Origin of the sequence: Lacinutrix sp. MedPE-SW (genome assembly GCF_001874145.1) — a bacterium.
Lineage (GTDB): Bacteria > Bacteroidota > Bacteroidia > Flavobacteriales > Flavobacteriaceae > Lacinutrix.
This window is the reverse complement of record NZ_MPCX01000003.1, coordinates 101,000-126,847: the sequence shown is the minus strand read 5'-3', so window position 1 is coordinate 126,847 and position 25,848 is coordinate 101,000. Positions and strand designations below refer to the sequence as shown.

Here is a 25,848-nt window from a genome sequence, read left to right as displayed (position 1 = left end):
ACTACTCTTCGGTTGTTTGTGGAGTTAAGTTAGGAATGCTACTATCTCTATTAATATCGCGTTCTTCTCTAATTTGTGGCTGTCTTATTGGCTGTTCACTAGGCATTAAATCGCTAAATAATTCTTCGTGATATTGAAACGTTTTAAATTCTTCTTCTGCAAAGTCTTCATCATACTCTACTAATACTATAATTAAAGCTCTATAGCGTTCTAAGTCTGTAATGATATTTTCACCGTTTTTAAGCTGATTCTCTCTGGTTAACTCGCTATAATACTTTAAGTTTTCTTGATATTTAACAGCAACATCTTTAAAAAGTTGTCTGGCTTTTTCTTTTGCATCAACTTCATAATAACCACTAATATAAGGTTCTAAAAGCGTGTAGTAACCGTAGTAGTTTACAGGCATATTTTCCATAGCTATATCTGCTATTTCTTCAGCCTTTTCTAACTGTTTTTCGTTTATTAAAGTTTCCATTAAACGTGCTAAGTTACCTCTATATGTTATAGCGTTTTTACGCGTTTCAGGATCATGGTAAATTTTATCGCTACCGCTATTTCCCCAATCCCAATTTTTAACTTTATTATACATTAAATCACTGTCTACACGACCCATATCAAATGGATTTGCACGTTCAACAGGTGTTTTAATAGGTACTAATTTATAACACATACCATCTAGTTGTAAATAGTCTTTCATCCAGATGTAATCATCATCTCCAAAAGCTCCACCAGTAAAGTAAATTGGTCTTTCCCAGTTATTGTTACCAACAATGTCTAACATTAATAAACGTTGCTTGTATATGGCACTTTCTTTAATTTTAATGTCTATATAATCTACAATTTGATCTGCATCCTTTTCTTTTACAAGGCCATTACTTAAAACTTCATTTTTATTAACCGGAACTCGAATATTTTCTACCGGAAAATAGTTTGTGTTTAGTAATTGCGATGGGTATTGTTTTGGATCTTCGCCTTGCAATTGAATTATACGTTTAAATTTAGTTTTAGGGTTGTCGCTTGAAACAAAATCTAAAAATTCTTTAATAGAAAGCGTGTCTCTGCTAAAAGTAGGTTTGTACTCTTCAGTTTTAGGGTCGTAATAATTAGTACGTTTCATGATATAATCTCGTGTACCGTACTTGTATTGGTCATGAGTTAATTGAGAAGGTACTGGGTCGCTTTCATAGGCTTTACGTTTCATTTGGTCTATATACCAATCGGTTTGAAATAAACTGGTATTAACTACACGCACATCGGTTCTATAATTTTCAATTTCCTGTGCATACCAAAGTGCAAATGTATCGTTATCTCCTATTGAAAATAGTATGGCATTTTCTGCACAAGAATCTAAATATTTTTTTGCCATAGATAATGCTGTGTACTTGTTAGACCTATCATGGTCGTCCCAGTTATTTGCTGCTAAAATTCCAGGTACTAGAATTAAGCATACTAAACCAACAGCAGGCGCGAGCATGCTGTTTTTTATTTTGGTTTTAAGCATGTCGAAAATTGCATAAACACCAAAACCAATCCAAATTGCAAATACATAAAATGAACCTACGACAGAGTAATCTCTTTCACGAGGCTCAAAAGGTCTAACATTGGTATAAACTTGTATTGCTAAACCTGTAAACAAGAAAAATACAAGTAATACCCAAAAGAGTTTTTTGTCTTTATTAAAAATAAAGAATAAGCCTATTAGTCCTAAAATTAAAGGCAAAAAGTAATAGGTGTTTCTTGCTTTATTATTTTCTACATCGCTAGGTAAATTATCTTGAGACTGTCCTAAATGCCATGCATCAAAAGCTTTTATACCGCTTATCCAATTACCATGGTTGTTATATTCTCCTTGAATATCGTCTTGGCGTCCTGTAAAATTCCACATAAAATAACGCCAATACATATAGCCTAATTGGTATTCAAGTAAGTATGCAATATTACTTCCTAATGATGGTTTTTTAATATCTAAATATTGTTGCCCGTAAGTTTTTAGGAAATTATGATAGCCTTCATAATCTACATTACCTTTAACAACTTCATTTTTAAATTGATTTATTAAAGCAATATCTTTTTGAGTTCCTTGATTTAAATATAAGTTTAATTTATCACCATACTGTGCCATAAAACCATCATATTCACTTTCTGTGAGTTGGTTGTTTTGGTATTTAGAAATAAAATCGGCAATTTTATTTTCAGTAAATGGGTCTACAATATATTCTTCTTTTAAGCTAAAATCTAAAAAACCAGAAAATAGCATGTAGTTTTCGGCGTTTTCGCCACTCCACATTCTAGGTAATATTGCTGCTTGGTCACTATTATAGTTTTGTTTAGCGTTTTTATAATCGTTAACAATAACATATTTGCCTAAGGCTTCATCTTTTTCGTATTTAGGTTTATCATCTACATATGGTTTATCTTCATCTAAACCAGAGTATTGGTCTGTAAATAGCGGGCCATAAAATAAATGTGTCTCTGGATATTGCTCTAAATTGTAGTATGCAAGAAGTTCTCTTGCACTAGAAGGGTTATTTTCATTAATAACTACGTTGGCATTAGCTCTAATAGGAAGCATTAACCAAGAAGAGAAACCTATTACTACAAATGTTATACAAAGTATACCTGTATTTAAATGTTTATAGCCTTTCTTTTGTGTATAGTTAAGGCTAAAATATATTGCAGCAATTAGAATTAAACCAGCAATTATAGATCCAGAGTTAAACGGTAAGCCAATAGTGTTTACAAAGAAAATTTCTAGAGCACTAAAAAACCTAAGAATATTTGGAGCTAACAGTTTAAATATAAATAATAATATAGCTACCGAAACAACGTTGGCAACGATAAAGTTTACAATTGTTACTTTTTTGTAATTTTTAAAATAGTATATAAGACCTAATGCAGGAATGGTAAGTAATCCCATGAAGTGTACACCAAAAGATAGACCAATTACAAATGCAATTAAAATAAGCCAGCGATTTCCTCGAGGATTATTCATGTCTCTTTCCCAACGTAAGCCTAGATAAAAAAGTATGGCCATTATTAGGGTTGCCATGGCATATACTTCTGTTTCTACAGCATTAAACCAAAATGAATCTGTAAAAGTAAATGCTAAACTACCAACAAAAGCACTAGCAAGAATACCTTGAATTTTGCTATTTGTTAAATCTTGCTCTCCAACGATTTTTTGTAGTAATAGCGAAATACTCCAAAACATAAATAATATGGTAAATGCACTAGAAACAGCACTAACCATATTAAGCATTAAACCTACATATTGTGGTTCTATAGCAAAAGTTGAGAAAAATGCACCAAGCATTTGAAATAATGGTGCTCCTGGTGGGTGTCCAACTTGTAATTTAGCTGAAGTTAAAATGTATTCTCCGGCATCCCAATAACTTACTGTAGGTTCTACTGTTAAGCTATATGTTAGAAGTGCAATAAAAAAAGCGAACCAACCTAATATGTTGTTCCATTTTTTAAAGTTAATTGATGTCATAAACAAGATAAATTATATACTATGGCGAATTTACTAATAAATATGAAATGAGCATAACAATTAAGCCTATAGCAGCTTAAATAGTAGCTATTAAATTTTAGATGTAATATTAAAACAATAAATATATAATAATACAAAGGGAAAGTTAATATTCTATTTGTTACTTAATATCATTACCATTAACGGTGTTTTAAAACAAAGATTATATTTTTTATATTTTTTTTCTATAAAATGTTTGCTCAAATAAAACTTTGTTTTAAATTTGCAACCTGTTAGAAACACTGGCCTATGGTGTAACTGGCAACACGTCGGTTTTTGGTACCGAAGAGTCTAGGTTCGAGCCCTAGTGGGCCAACAACAAAATCCTGATACTTAATTGTATTGGGATTTTTTGTTTTATGCGATTATATTATTGAAATAGAGGTTGTTAATCTTGTTTTTTTTTCTATAAAAAAAGCCACTCATTTGAGTGGCTTTTAAAGTTTCAGAGGTTATCTGAAATAAAATAGTTTACAACTTTATAAGTTTAGTGGTAGAAGTTGCTCCTAAATTATTTTGGGTTTTTACAATGTAAATACCTTGAGTAATATCACTAATACTAAATGATGTGTTCTCAATAAAATCACCTTTAAAGCGTTTTATAAGTTTACCAGAAATATTATAAATTTCTAAAACAGTTGCTTTTTTACTAATTGCAAATGTGTTGTTTGCAGGATTAGGGTATAGTGTTAATTCATTATTCAAATTATAATCTATTGTAGATAGTGTTTGAGAATTTTGGTTTCCGTACATTTTAAATTGTCCAGCATCAACAGGTATTGGTGTATTAACGTTTGTTACATTAATGGTTGTGTTTCCTGTAGGATCCATTAAATCGTACCAAATTCCTGTGTATGGGAAGTTAGGTGTAATATTTTGATTGCTTACATCAAAATTTGCTAAAATTACAACGTTTTTAAGTTCTGTAGTTGGTAATGTATCATCCCAAATATAAATTTTTGGCGTTAAACTATTATCTGTTTGGTTTATAGAATAGTCGCCTTCAAAAACAGCTTCTTCGGTTTTTAAAATATTTATTCTTGCCCAATCGTTATAAATTTTATTTCTATTAGCATCTGCAAGCCAATTATTTGTCCACTGTGGTTGAGGTTTTGTGTCTAATTTACAATCTCCGCTTCCATCTGCATCTCCAGGTTCGTTTACAGTGCCATTATTACAAGTGAAAATGGAATTTTCCATTCCTAAAGCACCAAAATGCCATATCATTTTTGGTCCTGGAATAGTTAAAGTTACAGCTCCTAAAGCAGACATTCTTGATAATGCTGTGTTTAAATCTTGCACATCGTGAGCAGTATTAGTTTGGTTACCAAATTGTAAGTTTTTGTACATTAAACGTTCTTCGTCATGACTTTCGGCATAACCCACTAATCTTGGTTCGTTAAAGTTTCTACTTTCGTGACCAATGCCACTAATATCATTATCTGAGTTATAACCCATTGTTAATTGGTTATAATTATTGGTCATTTTTCCCCATAGCATGATGCCTTTGTTTTCATTAACTCTATAGTCTGCCCATTCTTTCTCTTCTTGATTACCACCTAAATGTTCGAAAATTACATAGTGCGTGTCATCTTGTACCCAAGAATGATCTGCATAGCTTTTTAGTACAGCAACACGATCTGACTGGTATGCGTTTGTGCAGGCTTCGTCACTGGCAGTACATTGTTGAGTAAATCCTTTTGTTAAATCCCAACGGAAACCATCTATATTAAAATTGTTTATCCAGTGTTCAATTACACGTTTTACATAATCTTGAGTTCTTGGGTTAGAATGGTCAAAATCTGAACCAACGTTATAGCTGTGTAATGCTACCTCATTAAAATACGGATTTTCACTACTTGGTTCTCCCCAACCATCATTATCTGGATCATTCATCCACATACGAACCATTGGGTTTCTACCAAAGGCATGATTTAAAGCGACATCTAAAATAACTGCAATTCCGTTTTGGTGAAAAACATCTACAAGTTCTTTAAACTTGTCTTCTGTGCCATAATACTTATCTAATGCCATGTGAAAAGACGTATTATATCCCCAACTTTCGTTTCCTTCAAATTCCATTACAGGCATAAGTTGAATAGCATTAATATTTAGGTTTTTGAAATAATCTATTTTATCTATTAAATCTTGAAAGTTCCTATCGGCATCAAAATCTCTTATTAAGACCTCGTAGATTACTAAATCTTCTTTTTTAGGTTTTTGAAAATTTGTTACCTGCCAAGCGTATGGTGTTTGCCCTGTTTGTAATACAGTTACTTCTCTTTCTTGGCCAGCAGGATATGCAGGTAAGTTTGGATACGTGTTAGCTGGAATATATGGATCATCAAAAGGCGATAATACTAAAGTAGAATAAGGATCTGCAGTTTTAACTAATACTGGTGAATTTGCTATAGGTGTTTTGTCTACAACCCAATATTGATATGTTTCTATTTGTCCAGGTGTTAAACCTGTAAGCTCTAACCAAAATTTATTATTTCTAGTTGGATCCTTTTTCATGGCGTAAGAAGAATCTGGCTGCCAATTATTAAAACTACCAGCAACGTAAACGAAGTCTTTCCCTGTAGCATATAAAACTAAAACGGCTTCTGTGTCGCTTAAATAGGTGATACCATCTTGATAGTCTGTTGGCATCACGGCAATATTATTTCCAGGATCTACCATAGTTTGGAAAGTGTTAATAACGATATTACCATTTTGATTTACTTCTAATTCGTAATTTTTGTTTTCAGTAATATTTGTATCTGTATAATTGTATGTTGATATGTTTGTTTGAGTATTTATAACAATACCATTTGCTCTTAAAGTATAATTTGCGTTGCCACCAGTATTTTGAGCATCTATAGTTAAGTTGTCTCCAGAGTTTAGAATTGTAGTTGAATTTGATTCTGGTGCGTTTTGTATTACTTGAAAAGCTCCTACATCTGCTAATATGTCTTGAGATTTTTTGTCTCCAGTACCATCTTTTGCTTTAATTAGAAAACCAATTCTACCTATGCTTGTTCTATTATAAAATGTACTTGGTACAAAAGAAATAGTGTAGGTATCGTTACCGCTATTATAGGTTAATTTATTTGTTTCGTTTGAATTTGTCCAATCTCCATTTGTAGGACAGTTTTGAATATTATCGAGATTTAAATCGAAAGACCAAGCCCATAAGTATAAGGAGTTGTTTGTTATATTCCATGTTGCTTCATTAATACTGTTGCCTTCTATTGTAATTGTTATGGTTTCATTTTCTTCAAAAACATTAGGAGAAATAGTATAGTTTACATTCTGTTGCTGAGCTAAAACGCTGTAACTAAGAAGTGTAAAAAATAAAAGTAATTTGTTTTTCATAATAATAGTTTATAAAAAAGGCTGCAATTAGCGTATAAATGCAGCCTTTTGTTTAAGGAATAATGTGTATTGTTAGTTTATAGCATAAGTGCCATTAGCGATATCTAATTTTACTCTATAGCTTCCTGCTGTTACAGCAATATTATCACCGCCAGCATCTAAAGTTCCATCTGCTCCAGTATCTCCAAAATCTGTATCCCAAGCATCATTAACTCTAAATTTAATTTCTCCATTTACAAGGTTTACTATATCTCCAACCCAAATATCATTACTTAAAGGTGTTAAAGTAAAATCTTGTGTTGCTCCCCAATCATTATATCCAGAACCAACAATACCGTATAAATCTGCAGCTTCAATAGTATATGTACTAGCATTAAAATCTAAAGTAATAGTATAATGTCCTGCAGTTACAACAATGTTATCTCCGCCAGCATCTAAAGTTCCATCTGCTCCAGAGTCTCCAAAATCTGTAGTCCATTCGTTGTTTTGTCTGAATTTTATTTCTCCATCAACTAATCTCACACCAACTTTAAATGTATCTGTTACATAATCATAGTAAAATTTTGCATCAGGTGATGCTCCCCAATCATTGTATCCAGAACCTACAACTCCCCATGAAAATGGTTCGATAGTGTACGTATTGTCATTTAAATTCATTGTAATTTTATATGTACCAGCAGTTACTACAATATTTGCTCCACCAGCATCTAAAGTTCCATCTGCTCCATCGTCTCCAAAATCACTAGCCCAATCGTCATTTTCTCTAAATTTAATTTCTCCATCTAATAATGTTGCATATGTTACAAAAACGTTAGACTCTGAAGTAGAATAAAAAGTTTGATCTTCATAAGCTCCCCAGTTATTGTAACCAGAACCTACAATTCCCCAGCTTACAGGTTCTATTCCTGAACCTGATCCACCAGCTTGCTCTTCTAATAGAGTGACTAATATCTGTTGTATTGGTGTAAATACTTCTGTAGAAGAAGAACTATCACCTGGGAAAGCACGTACTCTAAAGTTTAAAACACCAGAATCTGGAGCAATTATTCCGTACTCTTCTGCTAATGTTTTTAATGTGCCTATAGAAACATCTATTTGGTTGTTATCACTTGATAAAGTATTAACAACAGTAGCATCTGAAAAATCTCCATTTATAGAAGATTGTAATTCATAAGAAATATTTGTTTGTATGTCAAAATCTGCAGGATTAAAAGCAAATACAGCTCCTATGTTGTTGTCTGTAGTACTTTCTGCTGGTAAAACATACTCAGATAAAAAAGTATTTGTTAATTCAAATTCACCTTGAGGAGCTGCAATGAATTCTAGTTTTTCATCGTCTTCACACGAAGTAAATCCAACTAAGATAGCAATAAATAAAGCGGATATTTTTATAAAATTTTTCATTATTTTAATTTTTTATTAATTAATAACCTGGATTTTGTTGTAGGTTAGGATTAGACAAAATTGTATTAGTAGGAATAGGAAACAAGTTTCTAAAATCACCTACAGATGTTCCTTGTGATACATCACCTTTAAAAGGCCATAAATAACTGTTAGTAGTAAAGTAATTATACCTTACTAAATCTGTACGACGTTGTCCTTCCCAATAAAGTTCTCTAGCTCTTTCGTCAAGAATGAAGTCTAAAGTTAAATCTCCAGTTGTAATATTTCCAGAGGTGTCGCCATAAGCTCTCTCTCTTAATTTGTTTACTACATCTAATGCTATAGATGGACTTCCGTTTCCGCCTCTTAAGGTAGCTTCGGCATAATTTAAATATATTTCAGATAGCCTTATTAAAGGAAGGTCTGTATCAACAAATTCTCCTGAAGCATCACTACCTTGTGTACCATCTGATTTTATATTTTTAAATTTAGTAACTGCATAACCATCGCTAAACGAAGTGATATCTTGAATTTCTAAATTTTGATCATCTGTAAAAAATAAAGCTCTAGAATCACCAGGTTCCATTTTGTTTACTAGTGCGCTGGTGGTTCTTAATCCTCCCCAACCACCATTTACTCCGTAAATTGTTGGATCCATACTTCCTCCAATAGATGCATGAACTAAAAAAGTTGTACCTCCATACGTTTGACTATTTAGTCCATCAAAATTAAGTGTGAAAATAAATTCGTTTTGAGCTCCGTTTACATCGTTATCAGCTAAAAATAATTCATCGTATGCTGATCCATTATTATTAGCATCTGTAGTGTTAATACTATAGGAAGATGTAATTACGTTGTTTGAAAATGTTACGGATTCATCATATAATGATTCTCCTATCCAAACTTCTGCATTTAAATATAGTTTAGATAATAATGCCCAAGCAGCAACTTCGTCTACTCTACCATATTCATTTGATCCTGATGGTGCTAATTGATTTTGAATCTCTAACAATTCAGCTTCAACAAAATTGAAAATTTCCTGTCTTGAATTTTGAACTGGTAATGTAGTTGCGATTTCTGTTACTAAAGGAACATCTCCAAACAAATCTATCAAGTTGTAATAGGCAAATGCTCTTATAAAACGAGCTTCGGCAATGTATTGAGTTACAATGTCATCGCTCAAGCCTGTTGCATTTTCTATAAATGAATTAGAAAAAGAAACAGATTGCGCTAACCTATTATACATAGCATCTGTAAAATCATTACTAGATGTCCAGTATAAACCGTGTAAATCTTGCAAGCCAGCATCTCCCCAAGCAACTACAGCATTATCTGTTGTTAACTCATTAAGATTAAATAACATTCTAGAATATTGAGAAAATCCTTCATCAATATTAGCTAAATCTGGTTGTCCAGCTGGACCTGCTTGACCTGTTAAGGCTAAACTGGCATATACTTTCGCTAATGCTCCTTTTGCTTCGTTTGCATTCGCAAAAACGTTTTCTTCGGTGAAACTGTCTGGATCAATTGGTGATTGATCTAAATCATCATGACATGCAGTTACTAAAAATAGTAAAGCAAAAACATAATTGAATTGTTTAAATAAATTTTTCATAGTTTATTTTTTTAAAAATCAACATTAAGTCCTAATACGAAAGATCGTGGTCTAGGATAAAAATTATTGTCTATACCACCACTAATCTCAGGATCAATACCATCGTATTTAGTGAAAGTAGCTACATTTTGTACAGATCCATAAAATCTAGCATCAATGCCTTCTAAAATTCCTTTAGCATTGTAGCCTAAAGTTATATTATCAATTTTAAAGAAAGAGCCATCTTCAACAAAGTGGTCACTTAGTGCATTTGTATTAGTTGTATCTAGGAAACCAGTATTTAAAAAATCTGAACTTAAATTAGTTAGATAATTATTGGTTGTTGGTACTACGTTATTAAGCGCACCTCTAGAAGAGTTAACATCGTTATAAACATAATTACCAATACTAGCTCTTGTTACAACAGCTAAATCCCACTTTTTATAATTAAAATTTGTATTGAAACCCATTGTTACATCTGCTAAGGCATCTTTGTACAAATATTTGTCGTCGTCATTAATTACATTATCTCCATTTAAATCTGCATATGCTCCTTCTATTGGTCGACCACTAGCATCATACACTTGTTTAAAAACTAAATAGCTAAATGGCGTTTCACCTTCTTTGTGCACTTGTACATTTGTACCTACACCTGTAGAAATACCACCAACTGGTTGGTCTCCTGGTAAGCTAGTAACCGTATTGTCGTTTATAGCTACATTGTAGTTAAATGACCATGTAAAGTTGTCTGTTTCAACAGGTATTACGTTTAAACCAATTTCAATCCCTTTGTTCTCCATATCTCCTAGGTTAGCTTGAATCGTGTTAGAGAAATTCGTAAATGGATCTACAGTAGATGTGGCTATTAAATCTTGAGTTTCTCTAACATATGCGTTAAATAGACCAGTTATTCTTCTATCTAATATACTAAAATCTAAACCAACATTTAAAGTACGACCTATTTCCCACTTCAAATTATCGTTTACAGCTTCAGGTCTATACGTTTGAAAAAATGCAGGAACTCCATTATTATACCCAAATTGATAACCAGCAGTATCTGTACTTGCTGTATAACGGGTAAGGAATAAATAGTCTCCTAATCCATTAACGTTACCAACTTCACCATAACCAACTCTAAATTTTAAGTCATTGAATACAGAGTTTTCCATGAATTCTTCGTTACTAATGTTCCAAGCTAAAGCAACAGAAGGAAAAATTCCCCATCTATCGTCTGGGTTTAATTTTGATGAAGCATCTGCTCTAACTGTTGCTGTTAAAAGATAACGACTATCGAAATCATAGTTTACTCTACCAAAGTATGATAGTAATACGTTTTTAGATTTGTCGATAAATTCAAACTGTTGACCATCTTCTTCATTTTCACTGTTATAACTAAAGTTATCGTATTCGAAAGATTGGTATGAGTGACCTACAACAGCTGTTAAGTTATGAAGGTCTTTAAAAGTGTTATTGTAAGTTAGATAAGCATCTAGTAATTTGTTAGTTGCTTCTTGTCTGTAATTTGAGAATGAACCATTCCAAGTTGGGTCAGTAGTTGGGATAAATTCAGAAGTTGAATTTCTTCCATGACTATTAGATTTGTCTAAACCAACATTAACTGTTGCAGTAATATCTTTAAAAAATGGCAGAGTATAATCTGCTTTAAAGTTTCCTAAAAAACGTCTTACTTCCGCAGAGTCTTCAACTAAATCCAATAATGCAACAGGATTTGTTGGTGCTAATGCAGCTTGTTGTCCTGTACTTTGATCTATCCAAGTAAAATAACCACCAAAAGGAGAGGTTTCATCAAAAACGGATTGTGTTGGATCAAAAGCAACAGCTGATCCAATAGCACCTCTATTAGCGAATTGATTTTCGGTATAACTACCTTTCGCGTTTATTTGAATTTTTAAACTTTCATCTAAAAAACTTGGAGTAAGACTAAGTGAGGCATTTAAACGCTCGAAATTGTCACCTTTTAAAACACCATCATGATCTGAGTAACCTAATGAAACTCTCATTGGCACACCTAAAGCATTGCCTAATGCACTAAAATTGTGATCTTTACCGTAGGCTGTTTGATATATTTGATCTTGCCAGTCTGTATTAGAATTCCCTAACAGAGCAATACTCTCTGCATCTGCATTAGAGTCTAAAGGCACAATATTTCTAAATTGCTGTGCAGATAAAACATCTACATAGTCTACTGGATTGTATACAGTAGTTTTAGTACTTAAATTAAATTTAAAATCTCTGTCTTTTCCTTTTTTTGTAGTTACAAGGATTACTCCATTTGCTCCTCTTGAACCATAAATAGAAGTGGCTGAAGCATCTTTTAGCACAGTAATACTTTCTATGTCATTTGGATTTAAAAGATTTAAAGGATTTCGGCTTCCACCAACTCCTCCATTGTCAATTGGTAATCCATCAATTACATATAGTGGAGAACTATTTAATGATAAAGAACCAATACCACGAATTGTAATGTTTTGTCCTTCACCAGGTGCACCACCGCCAGAACTTACATTAACTCCGGCAATTTTACCAGAAATAAGTTGCTGTGCAGAAACGATTGGACCATCGTTAAAATCTTTTTCACTAATTAAATCAACAGATCCTGTTAAATCTTCCTTTTTAACACTACCATAACCAATAATTACTACTTCATCTAACTGTGAAGCATCTTCGGCTAAAGCGATATTAATTGTTGTTTGTCCTGTGAATGTTACTTCCTGATTTATGTAGCCTAAAAAAGAGAATTCTAAAACATCTCCATTAGAAACAGATAATTGATATTTACCATCAAAGTCTGTAGCAGTACCATTGTTTGTACCTTTTACAATAACATTCACTCCAGGAAGCGGTAGTGAAGATGATTGTTCTGTTACTGTTCCTGTAATCGTTGTTTGAGCAATACCCAATAATGGTATAAAACATAACACGAATAGTACACTTTTAAAAATTGTTTTCATACAATATTATTAAGTTAGTTGTTTAATTTTTAACTTATATTTTCACTTCTCGTCGTTAAAACTATGTAAATTTTATGTTAATTAATCGGTAACCCTATATTTTATGGGTTACGAAAACGTTTTCGTGTTGACAACTTTTTTTTTAGTCTGATAATTTTGCAATAAAAAGCATCGTTTTTTCTTTTTTTGCGCATTTATCTAAACAATTTTAATAAATGAACAATAAATCCTCGTATTTTTGAGATTATTGTAACCACAATTCATAAAAATGAAACGAAAAATTACACTAAAACAGATTGCTCGAGAATTAGATGTATCTATTTCTACGGTTTCAAAAGCACTTAGAAATAGTAATGAAATAAGTGAAGATACCCGACAAAAAGTTCAAGCTTTTGCAAAGCTCTATAATTATAGACCTAATAATATTGCATTAAGTTTAAAGAATAGAAAGACAAAAACTATTGGAATTATTATTCCTGAAATTGTACATCATTTCTTTTCTAAGGTTATTAGAGGTATTGAGCTTGTAGCAAACAAACGTGGTTACAATGTAATTGTAGGGCTGTCTAACGAATCATTTTCTAAAGAGGTTATAAATATGGAAATGCTGGCTAATGGAAGTATAGATGGTTTTATATTATCCATATCTAAAGAAACCTTACAGCAGCAAGATTATCATCATTTTACCGAAACAATTAACCAAGGAATGCCAATTGTAATGTTCGATCGTGTTGTAAATGAAATACAATGTGATAAGGTTATAGTAGACGATTTAAATGGTAGTAAAAAAGCAGTATTTAAGTTAATTGAAAAAGGTTGTAAAAATATCGCAATCATTACTACTAAAGATTATGTAAGTGTTGGTAAACTTCGAACACAAGGTTATCTAGAGGCGCTTGAAGAAAAACAAATAAAAGCCAAAGGAAGTCTTATATTAAAGGTTGATGATGCTTTGGTTTCAGACGATCATTTAGAAGTTTTAGAAAAAGATATTGAAACACTTTTTACTGCAAATAAAAATATAGATGGCGTTTTTGCGGTTAATGAGATTTATGCAATAACAGCAATGAAAGTTGCTAGAAAATTAAACTTAAGAGTGCCAGAAGATGTGCAGTTTATTGGTTTTACAGATGGTGTGCTGTCTAAACATGCAACACCAACTTTAACAACTGTAAGCCAGCACGCACAGCAAATGGGCGAAAAAGCTGCCGATTTATTAATCGACAATCTTGAAATTGAAGAAGAGGAAGAACATTATCAAACCGTAGTTATTGAAACCGAATTAATTGAGCGTGACTCCACAAAATAAAAATTTAACATTGCACAATTAAAATCTTTTATATCTTTACGGCATTCAAAACATATATTTTTACTTCTCAGGTAATATAGTTTTGATAAGTAAATGCTTGTCAAAATAGTAATAATTTAAACTTACTATTTATGAAAAAGCGTACCCTTGGTTTTTGGGAAATCTGGAACATGAGTTTTGGTTTCTTAGGAATTCAATTTGGTTTTGCACTACAAGGAGGCTTCATGTCTCGAATATTTCAAACATTAGGAGCAAGTAAAGACGAAATTCCATTACTATGGATAGCAGCACCTTTAACAGGTTTACTAGTCCAACCCATTATTGGTTACATGAGTGATCGTACTTGGAGTAATAAATGGGGAAGACGACGTCCTTATTTTTTAATAGGAGCAGTTTTAAGTTCTCTAGCTTTATTTTTTGTGCCTTATTCGCCAGCACTTTGGGTTGCAGCAGGATTTTTATGGATTCTAGATGCATCAATTAACGTGTCTATGGAGCCATTTAGAGCACTTGTTGCAGACAAACTTCCCGAATCTCAACGCTCTTATGGGTTTGTGGTTCAAACGCTAATTATTGGTATAGGTACTTGGGTCGCCAGTAATTTACCTTGGATGGTGTCTCAATTTGGAGTTAGTGATGCTGCAGATTCTGGTGTGATACCAGATTCTGTAAAAATTGCATTCGCCATTGGAGCATTCGTGTTTTTAATTAGTATTCTTTATACAGTATTTACAACAACCGAATATCCTCCAGAAGACATGGAAGAGTTCGAACGTGAAAAAGCTAAAAAGAATAACTTCATTCCAGACATATTAAATAACATTGGTAATATGCCATTAACCATGAAAAAATTAGGAGTTATCCAATTCTTTTCTTGGTTTGCCTTTTTTACTATGTGGAGTATGGCCAATCCTGCACTTACAGAGCACGTGTTTAATACGCCAGCTCCAGTAGAAAGTGCTTTTAATATGGCAGACACAGTACAAAAAGCAGCGTTTGACACACAAAATACTGCCTTCCAAAAATCATCAAATTTAGTTGGATCAGCAATGGGAATTTACGGTTTGTCTTCTATGGCATTTGCATTGCTATTAGTGTTGTACACTTCAAAAAGACGCATCAACCGTAAGCTAGTGCATATGGGATCTCTAATTTTAGGAGGTGTTGGTTTTTTAGCCATGAATTATACTTCACCAGAACATCTTAAGTATTGTTTTGTACTTATTGGCTTTGCTTGGGGAAGTATTTTATCTATGCCATACGCTATGTTATCAAGTTCTGTAGATCCTAAAAAAATGGGAGTAATCATGGGAATATTTAACATGTTTATAGTAATCCCACAAATTATTGCTGCCTTAGGCGGAATTAACTTTGTCTCTAATTTATTAGGTGACGAAGCCATAAATGCAATGACAGTTGCAGGAATAAGTTTAATAATTGCAGGACTTTGCAACTTATTAATCACAAACAAAAACGCAATTACTTATCAAGCTGAAGACATTTAAAAAATGAATAAAAAAGGATTCATATTCGATTTAGATGGTGTCATTGTAGACACTGCAAAATATCACTTTCTAGCATGGAAAAACCTTGCAAAGAGTATTGATATAGATTTTACACACGAGCAAAACGAACAACTTAAAGGTGTAAGTCGTGTAAAATCATTAGAAAAAATACTGGAATGGGGAAATAAAACCATTTCAGAAGAACTATTTACATCTTTAATGGGTAAAAAAAATGAAGAGTATTTAAGCTTTATTGCTAAAATGACTGAGGAAGAAATTTTACCAGATGTACCAAAAATATTAGATTATTTAATCGAAAACCAACAGCCAATATCATTAGGTTCTGCTAGTAAAAATGCACGTCCAATTTTAGAAAAAGTCCATTTGCTTTCAAAATTTGATGCTATTGTTGATGGTAACGATGTTAGCAAAGCTAAACCAAATCCAGAAGTGTTTTTAATAGCAGCTCAACATTTAAATATGAAACCAGAAGATTGTATTGTGTTTGAAGATTCTGTAGCTGGTGTTCAAGCTGCAAATACTGCAAACATGATTTCTATTGGTATAGGCGAAAAAGACGTATTACATGAAGCAGATTATATTTTTTCAGATTTCACCGAAATTGAAAACAGCTTCATTCAAGAATTAATAAACAGATAAAATCACGTTATTCCGAAGTTATTGAAGAAATCTTATCAAAAAAACAACCCTTCATTTTATGCTTCGCAATAATAAATAAATATAAAAAATGAATCAAGATTATATACAACCAGACAATTGGTCTATTATTGAAGAAGGTTTTGATGCAGATCGCGTTAAGTCTTCAGAAAGTTTATTCAGCATCGGAAATGGTGCAATGGGTCAACGTGCAAATTTTGAAGAACAATATACAGGTCCAACCTTTCAAGGTAGCTACATTGCAGGCGTTTATTATCCTGACAAAACCAGAGTTGGTTGGTGGAAAAATGGCTATCCAGAGTATTTTGCAAAAGTTTTAAATGCTCCAAATTGGATAGGTATTAATGTAGAAATTAATGGAGAACAACTAGATTTAAATACTTGTGTTTCGGTTTCAAATTTTAGAAGGGAGCTTAACATGCAAGAAGGTTGGTTATCTAGATCGTTTACTGCAACGCTTCAAAATAAATTAGAAATTGAGGTAAAAGTACTTCGTTTTTTAAGCTTAGATTTAGATGAAGTTGGTGCTATTAATTACCAAATAACACCTTTAAACGAAAAAGCGACTATTAAGTTTCAACCGTATCTAGATTCAGGTATTACCAATGAAGATACCAATTGGGACGACCAATTTTGGGACACTTTAAATGTAAGTTCAGAAAACGAGCAAGCGTTTATTGAAGCAAAAACAATGAAAACGGCTTTCCATACTTGCACATTTATGCAGTCTTCGGTTTTTGTAAATAATGCAAAACAAGAGCAAACACCAGAAATAGATAAACAAGCAAATGCTATTGCATTTACCTATACAGTTTCTGTGAATTCAGGTGAAACTGCAAGCATCCAAAAGTTTGGTGGTTATACAGTAGATAGAAATCACGATAAAAATCAGTTAGTTTCAGCAGCTAAAAAAGCATTAGATACTGCATCAAATTTAGGTTTTCAAGCACTTTTAAATAATCAAAAAGAGGCTTGGTCAAAAATTTGGGAAATGTCAGATATCACAATCGATGGAGACGTAAAAGCACAACAAGGTATTCGTTTTAATATTTTTCAATTAAACCAAACCTATTTAGGAAAAGATTCTACTTTAAATATTGGTCCAAAAGGATTTACAGGAGAAAAGTATGGTGGAAGTACGTATTGGGATACTGAAGCGTATTGCATTCCTTTTTATATGGCTACCAAAGATCAAAAAGTAGCAAGAAACTTACTGCAATATCGTTACAATCATTTAGAAAAAGCGATTGAAAATGCAGAGAAACTAGGTTTCAATAATGGAGCAGCATTGTACCCAATGGTAACCATGAATGGCGAAGAATGCCATAACGAATGGGAAATTACCTTTGAAGAAATACACAGAAATGGAGCTATTGCTTTTGCCATTTTTAACTACTATCGTTATACAGGAGATTACAGCTATATTCCAGAAATGGGATTAGAAGTTCTTATTGGTATTGCTAGATTCTGGCAACAACGTGCTACTTTTTCTACAGATAAAAACAAGTATGTTATTTTAGGTGTTACTGGTCCTAATGAGTACGAAAACAATATCAATAATAACTTTTACACCAACTATTTAGCTAAATGGTGTATCGATTATGCTTTAGAGCAAATTGAAAAAGTAAAAGAAGGGTATAACGACGATTATTTACGTATTTCTGGTAAAACAAAAATTACTGATAGCGAACTAGAAGCATGGAAAAAAGTAGCAGATAATATGTTTTTCCCTTATTCTGAAAAACACCAAGTGTACCTACAACAAGATGGCTTTTTAGATAAAGAATTAATTACGGTTGCAGATTTACCAAAAGAAGATAGACCAATAAACCAAAAGTGGAGTTGGGATAGAATCTTACGTTCGCCATACATCAAACAAGCAGATACGTTACAAGGGTTCTATTTCTTTGAAGATCAATTTTCTACCGAAGAATTAAAACGTCATTTCGATTTTTACGAACCATTTACAGTACATGAAAGCTCGTTGTCACCTTGTGTACACAGTATTCAAGCTGCTAAATTAGACCAAATGGAACAAGCGTATACCTTTTATTTACGTACGTCTCGTTTAGATTTAGACGATTATAATAAAGAGGTAGAAGAAGGTTTGCATATTACAAGTATGGCTGGAACCTGGATGAGTATTGTGGAAGGTTTTGGTGGTATGCGTGTTAAAAATGATATGCTGAATTTTGAACCTAGAATTCCTAAAGAATGGGATGCGTATTCGTTTAAAGTAAACTTTAGAGATCAAATTTTAAAAGTGAATGTATCTCAAGCAGAAACGACTTTCGAGTTAGAAGGAAATACAGATTTAAACATTCTTGTAAATAATAATCCAATAACAGTTTCGCCAAATAACTTGGTAAAAATTTAAAACTAAATACACTAATTAAGATGAAAAAATTAATTCCACTAGCATTAGTAATTTTAATTAGTGTTAGTTTTTCCTGTCAAAAGGAAACCGAAAAAACAACAACTTCTGAAGTTGTAACCGAAGTTAAAAACGATATCGAGCGTATCGAACCACCTCATTGGTGGACAGGTTTTAATAATACACAAGTACAATTATTGGTGAAGCATCCTAACATTTCGGAAGCAACACCTAGTATAAATTATGCAGGAGTTTCCATTGAAAAAGTGCATAAAGCAGATAGTCCTAACTACCTGTTTTTAGATCTAAATATTTCAGAAAGTGCTAAAGCAGGACAATTTAATATTCATTTTAAATTTAATGAAGAAAAAGAACTGGTTCAAACCTACGAAGTAAAAGCACGTGTAAAAGATGCTTCCGATTATCAAGGTTTTGATAGTACAGATGCCATTTATCTAATCACTCCAGATCGTTTTGCAAATGGTGATACTTCTAATGATATAAACGAAAGTTTAAAGGAAAAAACCATCAATAGAGAAGATGATTATGCGCGTCATGGTGGTGATTTACGAGGCATTATTCAGCATTTAGATTATATCCAAGAAATGGGTTTTACTCAAATTTGGTCGTGTCCTTTATTAACTAACGACATGTCAAGGTCGTCGTATCATGGTTATGCCATGACCGATTTTTACCAAGTAGATCCACGTTATGGAAGCTTAGAAGAATACCAAGAATTAGCTGCAAAAGCGAAAGAAAAAGGTATAGGTTTAATCATGGACCAAGTGGCTAATCATTGCGGAAGTGCACATTGGTGGATGCAAGATTTACCGTTTAAAGATTGGGTCAATCAGCAAGAGAGTTTTGAGAATAACAAACCTTTAAACAATTCTAACCACAGACGTACCAGCAATCAAGATTTGTATGCTTCTAAACGCGATAAAAAAGAAATGGCAGAAGGTTGGTTTGTGCCAACAATGCCAGATTTAAATCAGCGCAATCCGTTTATGGCAAACTATATTATCCAAAATAGTATTTGGTGGATTGAAACGCTAAACCTAAGCGGAATAAGACAAGATACCTATCCTTATCCAGATAAAACGTTTATGTCTAATTGGGCAGGAGCTATTATGAGCGAGTACCCAAATTTTTCAATAGTTGGAGAGGAATGGAGTTATAATCCATTACTTATTGCGTATTGGCAAGATGGACATAAAAATAAGGATGGTTACCAATCTAATCTAAAATCCACTATGGATTTTGCGATGCAAAGAAACACTGTTGAAGCTCTAAACGAAGTAGAACAGTGGGATACAGGATTGGTGAAAATATACGAAGGTTTGGCTAACGATTTTGCTTACACCTCACCCAAAGACATCATGATTTTTCCAGATAACCATGATATGAGTCGCATTTTTACGCAGCTAAAAGGTGATATTCCAAATACCAAAATGGCATTGAGTTATTTGTTAACCTTACCTAGAATTCCGCAATTATATTACGGAACAGAAATTTTAATGAATGACTTTGCAAAACCAGGCGATCATGGACTTATTCGTACTGATTTTCCGGGTGGTTGGCAAGGAGATGCTGTTAATGCGTTTACAGGTGAAGGCTTAACAGACGACCAAAAAGACATGCAGAATTACCTGAAAAAGCTGCTTAATTACAGAAAAGAAAGTGCAGCCATTCATGAAGGTAAAACCATTCATTTTGCACCATTTATGGGAACGTATTTCTTATTTAGAGTTAGCGATAATGAAACCGTTGTCCATATTATTAATAAAAATGATGAGCCAATTACCATAGACTTAAAACGCTATGAAGAAGTTGGTTTAAATGGTAAAACATTAAAAAACATAATAACGAATGAAACTTTTGTTTGGGAAGATGAAATTATCTTAAATGAAAGAGGAAGCCTAATATTAACCACCAAGTTATAACCTAAATGTCACCTCGAGCGCAGTCGAGAGGTCTCCATCGTAATGAAAAATATTATATACATACTATGCCTTTTACTAGCTCAAGTTACCTATTCTCAGGTTACGATTATTGTAGAAGCACTTCCAGAAGACACACCAAAAGACGCATCCCTATTTATTTCTGGAGATTTTGAAGGTTGGTCTGGCGGACACAAAGACTACCAATTACAATTCGTAAATGGTAAGCATCAAATAACACTTCCAAAAACAGAACAACGTATTTTATTCAAATTCACTTTGGGTAATTGGGATACTTCAGAAAGTACCAATACAGGTGAAACTATAGATAATCGTATTCATAAATTTGAAAAATCAAACGATACAATACATGTGAAAATAGCTGGTTGGAGCCATATGTTTGATACTAAGGAAGTTTCTACTGCTTCAAAAAACGTGTCAATAATTTCTGAAGCGTTTCAAATCCCACAGTTAGACAGAGAGCGTCGTGTTTGGATTTATTTACCACCAGATTATCAGACTTCAAAGCAAGATTATCCTGTGGTGTATATGCACGATGGACAGAATATTTTTGATGCTAAAACCTCTGGTTATGGTGAGTGGAATGTCGATGAAACTTTAGATAAGCTATTTAAAGATAACTTAAAACTTATCGTTGTTGGTGTCGATAATGGTGAGTCCAAACGCTTAGACGAATATTCTCCATGGACCAATGCTAAATATGGTGGTGGCGAAGGTGAAGCTTACGTCAAGTTTATTGTCAATACACTAAAACCGTACATTGATGCTAACTATAATACCAAAAAAGACAGAGCTAATACAGCCATTTTTGGTAGCTCTATGGGAGGATTAATTTCGCATTATGCAGCTTTAAAACATCCAACAGTTTTTGGTAAAGTTGGTGTGTATTCTCCTGCATTTTGGTTTGCTCCAGAAGTGCACCCTTTTACAAAATCTCATGCTAATATCAAGGATACTAAAATGTACTTTTTAGCTGGAGGAAAAGAAGGTGAAAACGCAGGTTATAATGAGATTAGCCAAACCGTTACAGATATGAATAGTATCATTTCTATTTTAAAAGATAACGGATTTTCAAAAAAAAACATACAATCTAAAGTCGTTCCAGAAGGCAAACATAATGAAGCTTTATGGGAAAACAATTTTGCTGAAGCTATAACGTGGTTGTTTGCAGATGCTATTAAAAAAAGAGAGTTCAAGATAGCGAACTTTCAAGACAATCAATTACATATTCAGGTTTCAGATGGAAATTATAAAATGCGTTTTTACCATCCTGAAATTATCGAAACTACATTTTTGCCTAAAGGTGAAACATTTGATAAAGAGTCACACACTGTTGTTATAGATAAAGTACTTTCTGATGTGAAATTTAATGAAACAGAAAATGAAATTACTTTTCAATCTGAAAAATTAACAGTAAAAATCACCAAGTCTCCTTTTCATATTTCGTATTGGAAAGATGGAAAAGAAGTGACTTCTGTAAAAAATAGTTTTCAAAAAACAGACGATTTTGAAACCATTAGTTTTAATTTAAAACCAGAGGAAGTATTGTATGGTGGAGGCGCAAGAGCGTTAGGGATGAATAGACGTGGCAATCGTTTAGAATTATACAATAAAGCTCATTATGGTTACGAAGACCGAAGCGAATTAATGAATTACACCATGCCAATTGTGGTGTCTTCAAACAAGTATTTAATTCATTTTGATAATGCACCTATTGGCTTTTTAGATTTAGATAGCAAAGCAGATAACACAATAACCTACGAAACTATTTCAGGTAGAAAAACCTATCAAATCGTAGTTGGTGATTCTTGGTTAGACCTTACTAAAAACTATACTAAACTTACAGGAACACAACCCATGCCACCACGTTGGGCTTTGGGTAATTTTTCAAGCCGATTTGGGTACCATTCGCAAGAAGAAGTAGAAACAACAGTACAAAAATTTAAATACGAAAACATTCCTTTAGATGCTATTATTATCGATATTTTTTGGTTCGGAAAAACCATTCAAGGTACTATGGGAAATTTAGAATTTTACAGAGATTCCTTCCCAAATCCTAAACAAATGATTAAGGGTTTAAAAGACCAAAATGTCAAAACTGTTTTGGTAACAGAACCGTTTTTATTAACCACTTCTAATCGTTGGGACGAGGCGGTAAAAGCAGATGTTTTAGCTAAAGATTCTATAGGAAATCCGTTTACTTACGATTTCTATTTTGGTAACACAGGATTGATAGATATTTTCAATCCAAAAGGAAAACAATGGTTTCAGAATATTTATAAAGACTTAACCGATTTAGGTGTCTCAGGAGTTTGGGGAGATTTAGGCGAGCCAGAAGTGCATCCTAAAGGATTACTTCATGCAACAGGAACAGCAGACGAAGTACATAATATTTATGGTCACCATTGGGCAGAATTAGTACAAGACATGTACACCAAAAACTTTCCAAATACAAGACCGTTTATTTTAATGCGTGCAGGAAGTTCTGGATCGCAACGATTTGGTATGATACCTTGGTCTGGTGATGTCAACAGAACTTGGGGAGGATTACAATCTCAACCAGAAATTGCATTACAAATGGGAATGCAAGGATTAGCTTATATGCATAGTGATTTAGGTGGTTTTGCAGGTAATAATTTAGATGATGAGTTGTATGCACGATGGTTACAGTATGGTGTATTTCAACCAATTTACAGACCACATGCACAAGAAGAAGTTCCTGCAGAACCTGTTTTTAGAAGTGATAAAGCAAAAGCTTTGGCTAAAGCGTCTATCGAATTACGTTATCAATTACTTCCATATAATTACAATTTGGTATTTGAAAATAACCAAACTGGTGCGCCTTTAATGCGAACCTTGTTTTTTGAAGAAGAAGACAATAAAAAGTTACAAACCAATGCGTCAACATACCTTTGGGGAAATGACTTTTTAGTGACACCAATTGTACATTCAGAACAAAAAGAAGCTGAGGTTTACTTTCCGAAAAACAGTAATTGGTATAATTTTTACACAGATGAAAAAGTTAATGGTGGACAATCGTTATCTGTGAAAACTGAAGTCAACTACATACCAACGTATGTACGTGGTGGTGCATTTATTCCTTTAGCAAAACCAATGCAAAGTACTGCAGAATATAACGGAAACACTTTCAACTTACATTACTATTTTGATGCATCTGTTGAAGAAAGCGAACGCACATTATATAACGATGATGGAGCAACAAAAAACGCTTTTGAAAAAGGTCAATATGAAATGTTAGAGTTTGAAGCAGAAACATCAAACAACAATTTAGAATTAGAATTTGAAGCAGAGATAGGAGCTAAATACATTACAACTACTAAAAATATAGATGTTGTAATTCATCATTTTCCTAAAGCACCAAAACGTATAAAAAGCAATGGAAAAAAATTAGATTTCCATTACGATGCAAACTCAAAAACGTTGCATTTTAATCTAAAGTGGAATACTTCAAAAAGCATTGAAACACAAATAAAATACTAAGTATAAGATGAAAAAGAACATACTTTTAATCGCATTAACTTTGCTTGCTTTCAGTTGTAAAATCGAAAAAAAAGCAAATCAAGATATTACTGAAGACCAGAAAAAAGAAGCAGCTACAACACCTTTTGTTTGGGATGCTGCAAACGTTTATTTTTTATTGACAGATCGTTTTAATAATGGCGATAAAGCCAATGACGTAAATTATGGAAGAACTAAAGAAACCGGTGTGTTGCGTGGTTTTGAAGGTGGCGATTTACAAGGAGTCACGCAAAAAATAGAAGACGGTTATTTTACAAATTTAGGTGTCAATGCCATTTGGATGTCGCCAATTGTAGAGCAAATTCATGGTGCAACAGACGAAGGAACAGGAAACACGTATGGATTTCATGGCTATTGGACTAAAGATTGGACGAATATCGATGCTAATTTAGGAACCAAAGAAGATTTAAAACAACTTGTTGATGCAGCCCACAAAAAAGGCATTCGTATTCTATTAGATGCTGTAATAAATCACACAGGTCCTGTTACAAATCAAGATCCTGTTTGGCCAAGTGATTGGGTTAGAACAGAACCGCAATGTCAATACGATAATTACGAAAACACCGTAACGTGTACCTTGGTAAAAAACCTTCCAGACATTAAAACCGAAAGTAATGAAGCAGTTGAATTACCACTACAATTGGTAGAAAAATGGAAAACTGAAGGTCGTTATGAAGAAGAGGTTGCAGAATTAGATGCCTTTTTCAAAAAAACAGGTCATCCTCGTGCACCTCGTTTTTACATCATGAAATGGTTAAGCGACTACATTACAGATTTTGGTATTGATGGTTACCGAGTAGATACCGTTAAACATACCGAAGCTTTTGTATGGCAAGAGTTTAAAGACGTTTGTGATAACGCTTTCACGGAATTTAAGCAGCAAAACCCAAACAAAGTGCTGGACGATAATGCGTTTTACTTGGTTGGAGAAGTGTATAACTACGGAATTTCGGCAGGAACCACTTTCGATTTTGGAGATAAAAAAGTAAATTATTTTGATGATGCATTTAACAGCTTAATCAATTTTGAATTTAAATGGAATGCTGCACAGCAAACCTACGAAGAGCAATTTAAAACATACGATAGTCTTTTGCATACCAACCTTAAAGGTTATGGTGTTTTAAACTATTTAACGTCTCATGACGACGGACAACCTTTCGATAAAAACAGAGAGAAAACCTACGAAACAGCTACGCGATTATTACTATCTCCTGGAGCTTCACAAGTATATTATGGAGACGAATCTGCAAGAGATTTAACTATAGAAGGTACGGTTGGAGATGCTACTTTAAGAAGTTTTATGAATTGGAGTGAAATAGCACAGCAACAAGACTTGTTAATCCACTGGCAAAAATTAGGACAATTTAGACGTAATCATCCTTCCGTTGGAGCAGGAAAACATACGATGCTAAGCAATGCACCTTACTTTTTTAGTAGAAGCTATACCAAAGGAGGTTTTAAAGATGAGGTCATTATTGGTATCGATATTCCTAAAGGAAAACATACTATCGATGTGTCTTCAGTATTTAACGAAGCCTCTCAAATTAAGGACTTCTATTCTGGAGAAATTCTAGAAGTTACAAACGGAAAAATTACAATAGAAACAGAATCTAACATCCTATTATTAGAAAATATTAAATAAA

The 25,848-nt window shown here is 33.1% G+C and carries 12 protein-coding genes and 1 tRNA gene; 8 read left to right on the top strand and 5 right to left on the bottom strand.

From position 1 onward, the window contains the following. Window position 1 precedes the first annotated feature (1 nt). On the bottom strand, window positions 2–3,493 hold the full coding sequence (locus tag BM549_RS04170) for a DUF2723 domain-containing protein (protein ID WP_290469115.1): 3,492 nt from the start codon (window positions 3,491–3,493) through the stop codon (window positions 2–4). A gap of 282 nt (window positions 3,494–3,775) precedes the next feature. On the opposite strand from BM549_RS04170, the gene BM549_RS04165 reads away from it, so the two are divergent. Next, a tRNA-Gln gene (locus BM549_RS04165) sits at window positions 3,776–3,848 on the top strand. A 155-nt stretch (window positions 3,849–4,003) separates the two neighbouring features. Here BM549_RS04165 and BM549_RS04160 read toward each other — a convergent pair. The 4 genes from BM549_RS04160 to BM549_RS04145 form a co-directional block, all read right to left on the bottom strand. Beyond that, entirely contained in the window at window positions 4,004–6,889 is a 2,886-nt protein-coding gene (locus tag BM549_RS04160; RefSeq protein ID WP_290469114.1) for an alpha-amylase family glycosyl hydrolase, read from the bottom strand. A 72-nt stretch (window positions 6,890–6,961) separates the two neighbouring features. Further along, complete coding sequence (locus tag BM549_RS04155) at window positions 6,962–8,293, bottom strand: SusE domain-containing protein (protein ID WP_290469113.1); 1,332 nt, start codon at window positions 8,291–8,293, stop codon at window positions 6,962–6,964. Between the two features lie 19 nt (window positions 8,294–8,312). Continuing rightward, window positions 8,313–9,887, bottom strand: coding sequence for a RagB/SusD family nutrient uptake outer membrane protein (locus BM549_RS04150; protein WP_290469112.1), 1,575 nt, complete (start codon window positions 9,885–9,887; stop codon window positions 8,313–8,315). An 11-nt stretch (window positions 9,888–9,898) separates the two neighbouring features. Further along, the gene (locus BM549_RS04145; RefSeq protein WP_290469111.1) at window positions 9,899–12,838 is read right to left on the bottom strand and encodes a TonB-dependent receptor; all 2,940 of its coding nucleotides are present in this window, start codon (window positions 12,836–12,838) and stop codon (window positions 9,899–9,901) included. Window positions 12,839–13,106: 268 nt separating this feature from the next. Between BM549_RS04145 and BM549_RS04140 the strand changes: the two genes are divergently transcribed. The 7 genes from BM549_RS04140 to BM549_RS04110 all read left to right on the top strand — a co-directional run bounded on the left by BM549_RS04140 (window position 13,107) and on the right by BM549_RS04110 (window position 25,847). Continuing rightward, a complete protein-coding gene (locus tag BM549_RS04140; protein WP_013869304.1) occupies window positions 13,107–14,147 on the top strand; it encodes a LacI family DNA-binding transcriptional regulator in 1,041 nt (346 codons plus the stop codon). A 131-nt stretch (window positions 14,148–14,278) separates the two neighbouring features. Next, on the top strand, window positions 14,279–15,652 hold the full coding sequence (locus tag BM549_RS04135) for an MFS transporter (protein ID WP_290469110.1): 1,374 nt from the start codon (window positions 14,279–14,281) through the stop codon (window positions 15,650–15,652). A gap of 3 nt (window positions 15,653–15,655) precedes the next feature. Beyond that, window positions 15,656–16,312, top strand: a complete 657-nt coding sequence (pgmB, locus tag BM549_RS04130; protein ID WP_290469109.1) for a beta-phosphoglucomutase — start codon at window positions 15,656–15,658, stop codon at window positions 16,310–16,312. 88 nt (window positions 16,313–16,400) lie between these two features. Continuing rightward, the gene (locus tag BM549_RS04125) at window positions 16,401–18,707 is read left to right on the top strand and encodes a glycoside hydrolase family 65 protein (protein WP_290469108.1); all 2,307 of its coding nucleotides are present in this window, start codon (window positions 16,401–16,403) and stop codon (window positions 18,705–18,707) included. A 20-nt stretch (window positions 18,708–18,727) separates the two neighbouring features. After that, window positions 18,728–20,647 carry a glycoside hydrolase family 13 protein gene (locus tag BM549_RS04120; RefSeq protein ID WP_290469107.1) on the top strand — a complete coding sequence of 640 codons (1,920 nt, stop codon included), beginning with the start codon at window positions 18,728–18,730 and terminating at the stop codon, window positions 20,645–20,647. A gap of 42 nt (window positions 20,648–20,689) precedes the next feature. Further along, window positions 20,690–24,166, top strand: coding sequence for a TIM-barrel domain-containing protein (locus BM549_RS04115; protein ID WP_290469106.1), 3,477 nt, complete (start codon window positions 20,690–20,692; stop codon window positions 24,164–24,166). A gap of 7 nt (window positions 24,167–24,173) precedes the next feature. Then, complete coding sequence (locus BM549_RS04110; protein ID WP_290469105.1) at window positions 24,174–25,847, top strand: alpha-amylase family glycosyl hydrolase; 1,674 nt, start codon at window positions 24,174–24,176, stop codon at window positions 25,845–25,847. The last annotated feature ends 1 nt before the right edge of the window (window position 25,848 follow it).

Excerpts from the sequence above, each read along its gene's own strand:
- BM549_RS04170 (WP_290469115.1), bottom strand. The coding sequence starts at position 3,493 with ATGACATCAATTAACTTTAAAAAATGGAACAACATATTAGGTTGGTTC.
- BM549_RS04110 (WP_290469105.1), top strand. The coding sequence starts at position 24,174 with ATGAAAAAGAACATACTTTTAATCGCATTAACTTTGCTTGCTTTCAGT.
- BM549_RS04115 (WP_290469106.1), top strand. The coding sequence starts at position 20,690 with ATGAAAAATATTATATACATACTATGCCTTTTACTAGCTCAAGTTACC.
- BM549_RS04125 (WP_290469108.1), top strand. The coding sequence starts at position 16,401 with ATGAATCAAGATTATATACAACCAGACAATTGGTCTATTATTGAAGAA.
- BM549_RS04140 (WP_013869304.1), top strand. The coding sequence starts at position 13,107 with ATGAAACGAAAAATTACACTAAAACAGATTGCTCGAGAATTAGATGTA.
- BM549_RS04120 (WP_290469107.1), top strand. The coding sequence starts at position 18,728 with ATGAAAAAATTAATTCCACTAGCATTAGTAATTTTAATTAGTGTTAGT.
- pgmB (WP_290469109.1), top strand. The coding sequence starts at position 15,656 with ATGAATAAAAAAGGATTCATATTCGATTTAGATGGTGTCATTGTAGAC.
- BM549_RS04145 (WP_290469111.1), bottom strand. The coding sequence starts at position 12,838 with ATGAAAACAATTTTTAAAAGTGTACTATTCGTGTTATGTTTTATACCA.
- BM549_RS04160 (WP_290469114.1), bottom strand. The coding sequence starts at position 6,889 with ATGAAAAACAAATTACTTTTATTTTTTACACTTCTTAGTTACAGCGTT.
- BM549_RS04135 (WP_290469110.1), top strand. The coding sequence starts at position 14,279 with ATGAAAAAGCGTACCCTTGGTTTTTGGGAAATCTGGAACATGAGTTTT.
- BM549_RS04155 (WP_290469113.1), bottom strand. The coding sequence starts at position 8,293 with ATGAAAAATTTTATAAAAATATCCGCTTTATTTATTGCTATCTTAGTT.
- BM549_RS04150 (WP_290469112.1), bottom strand. The coding sequence starts at position 9,887 with ATGAAAAATTTATTTAAACAATTCAATTATGTTTTTGCTTTACTATTT.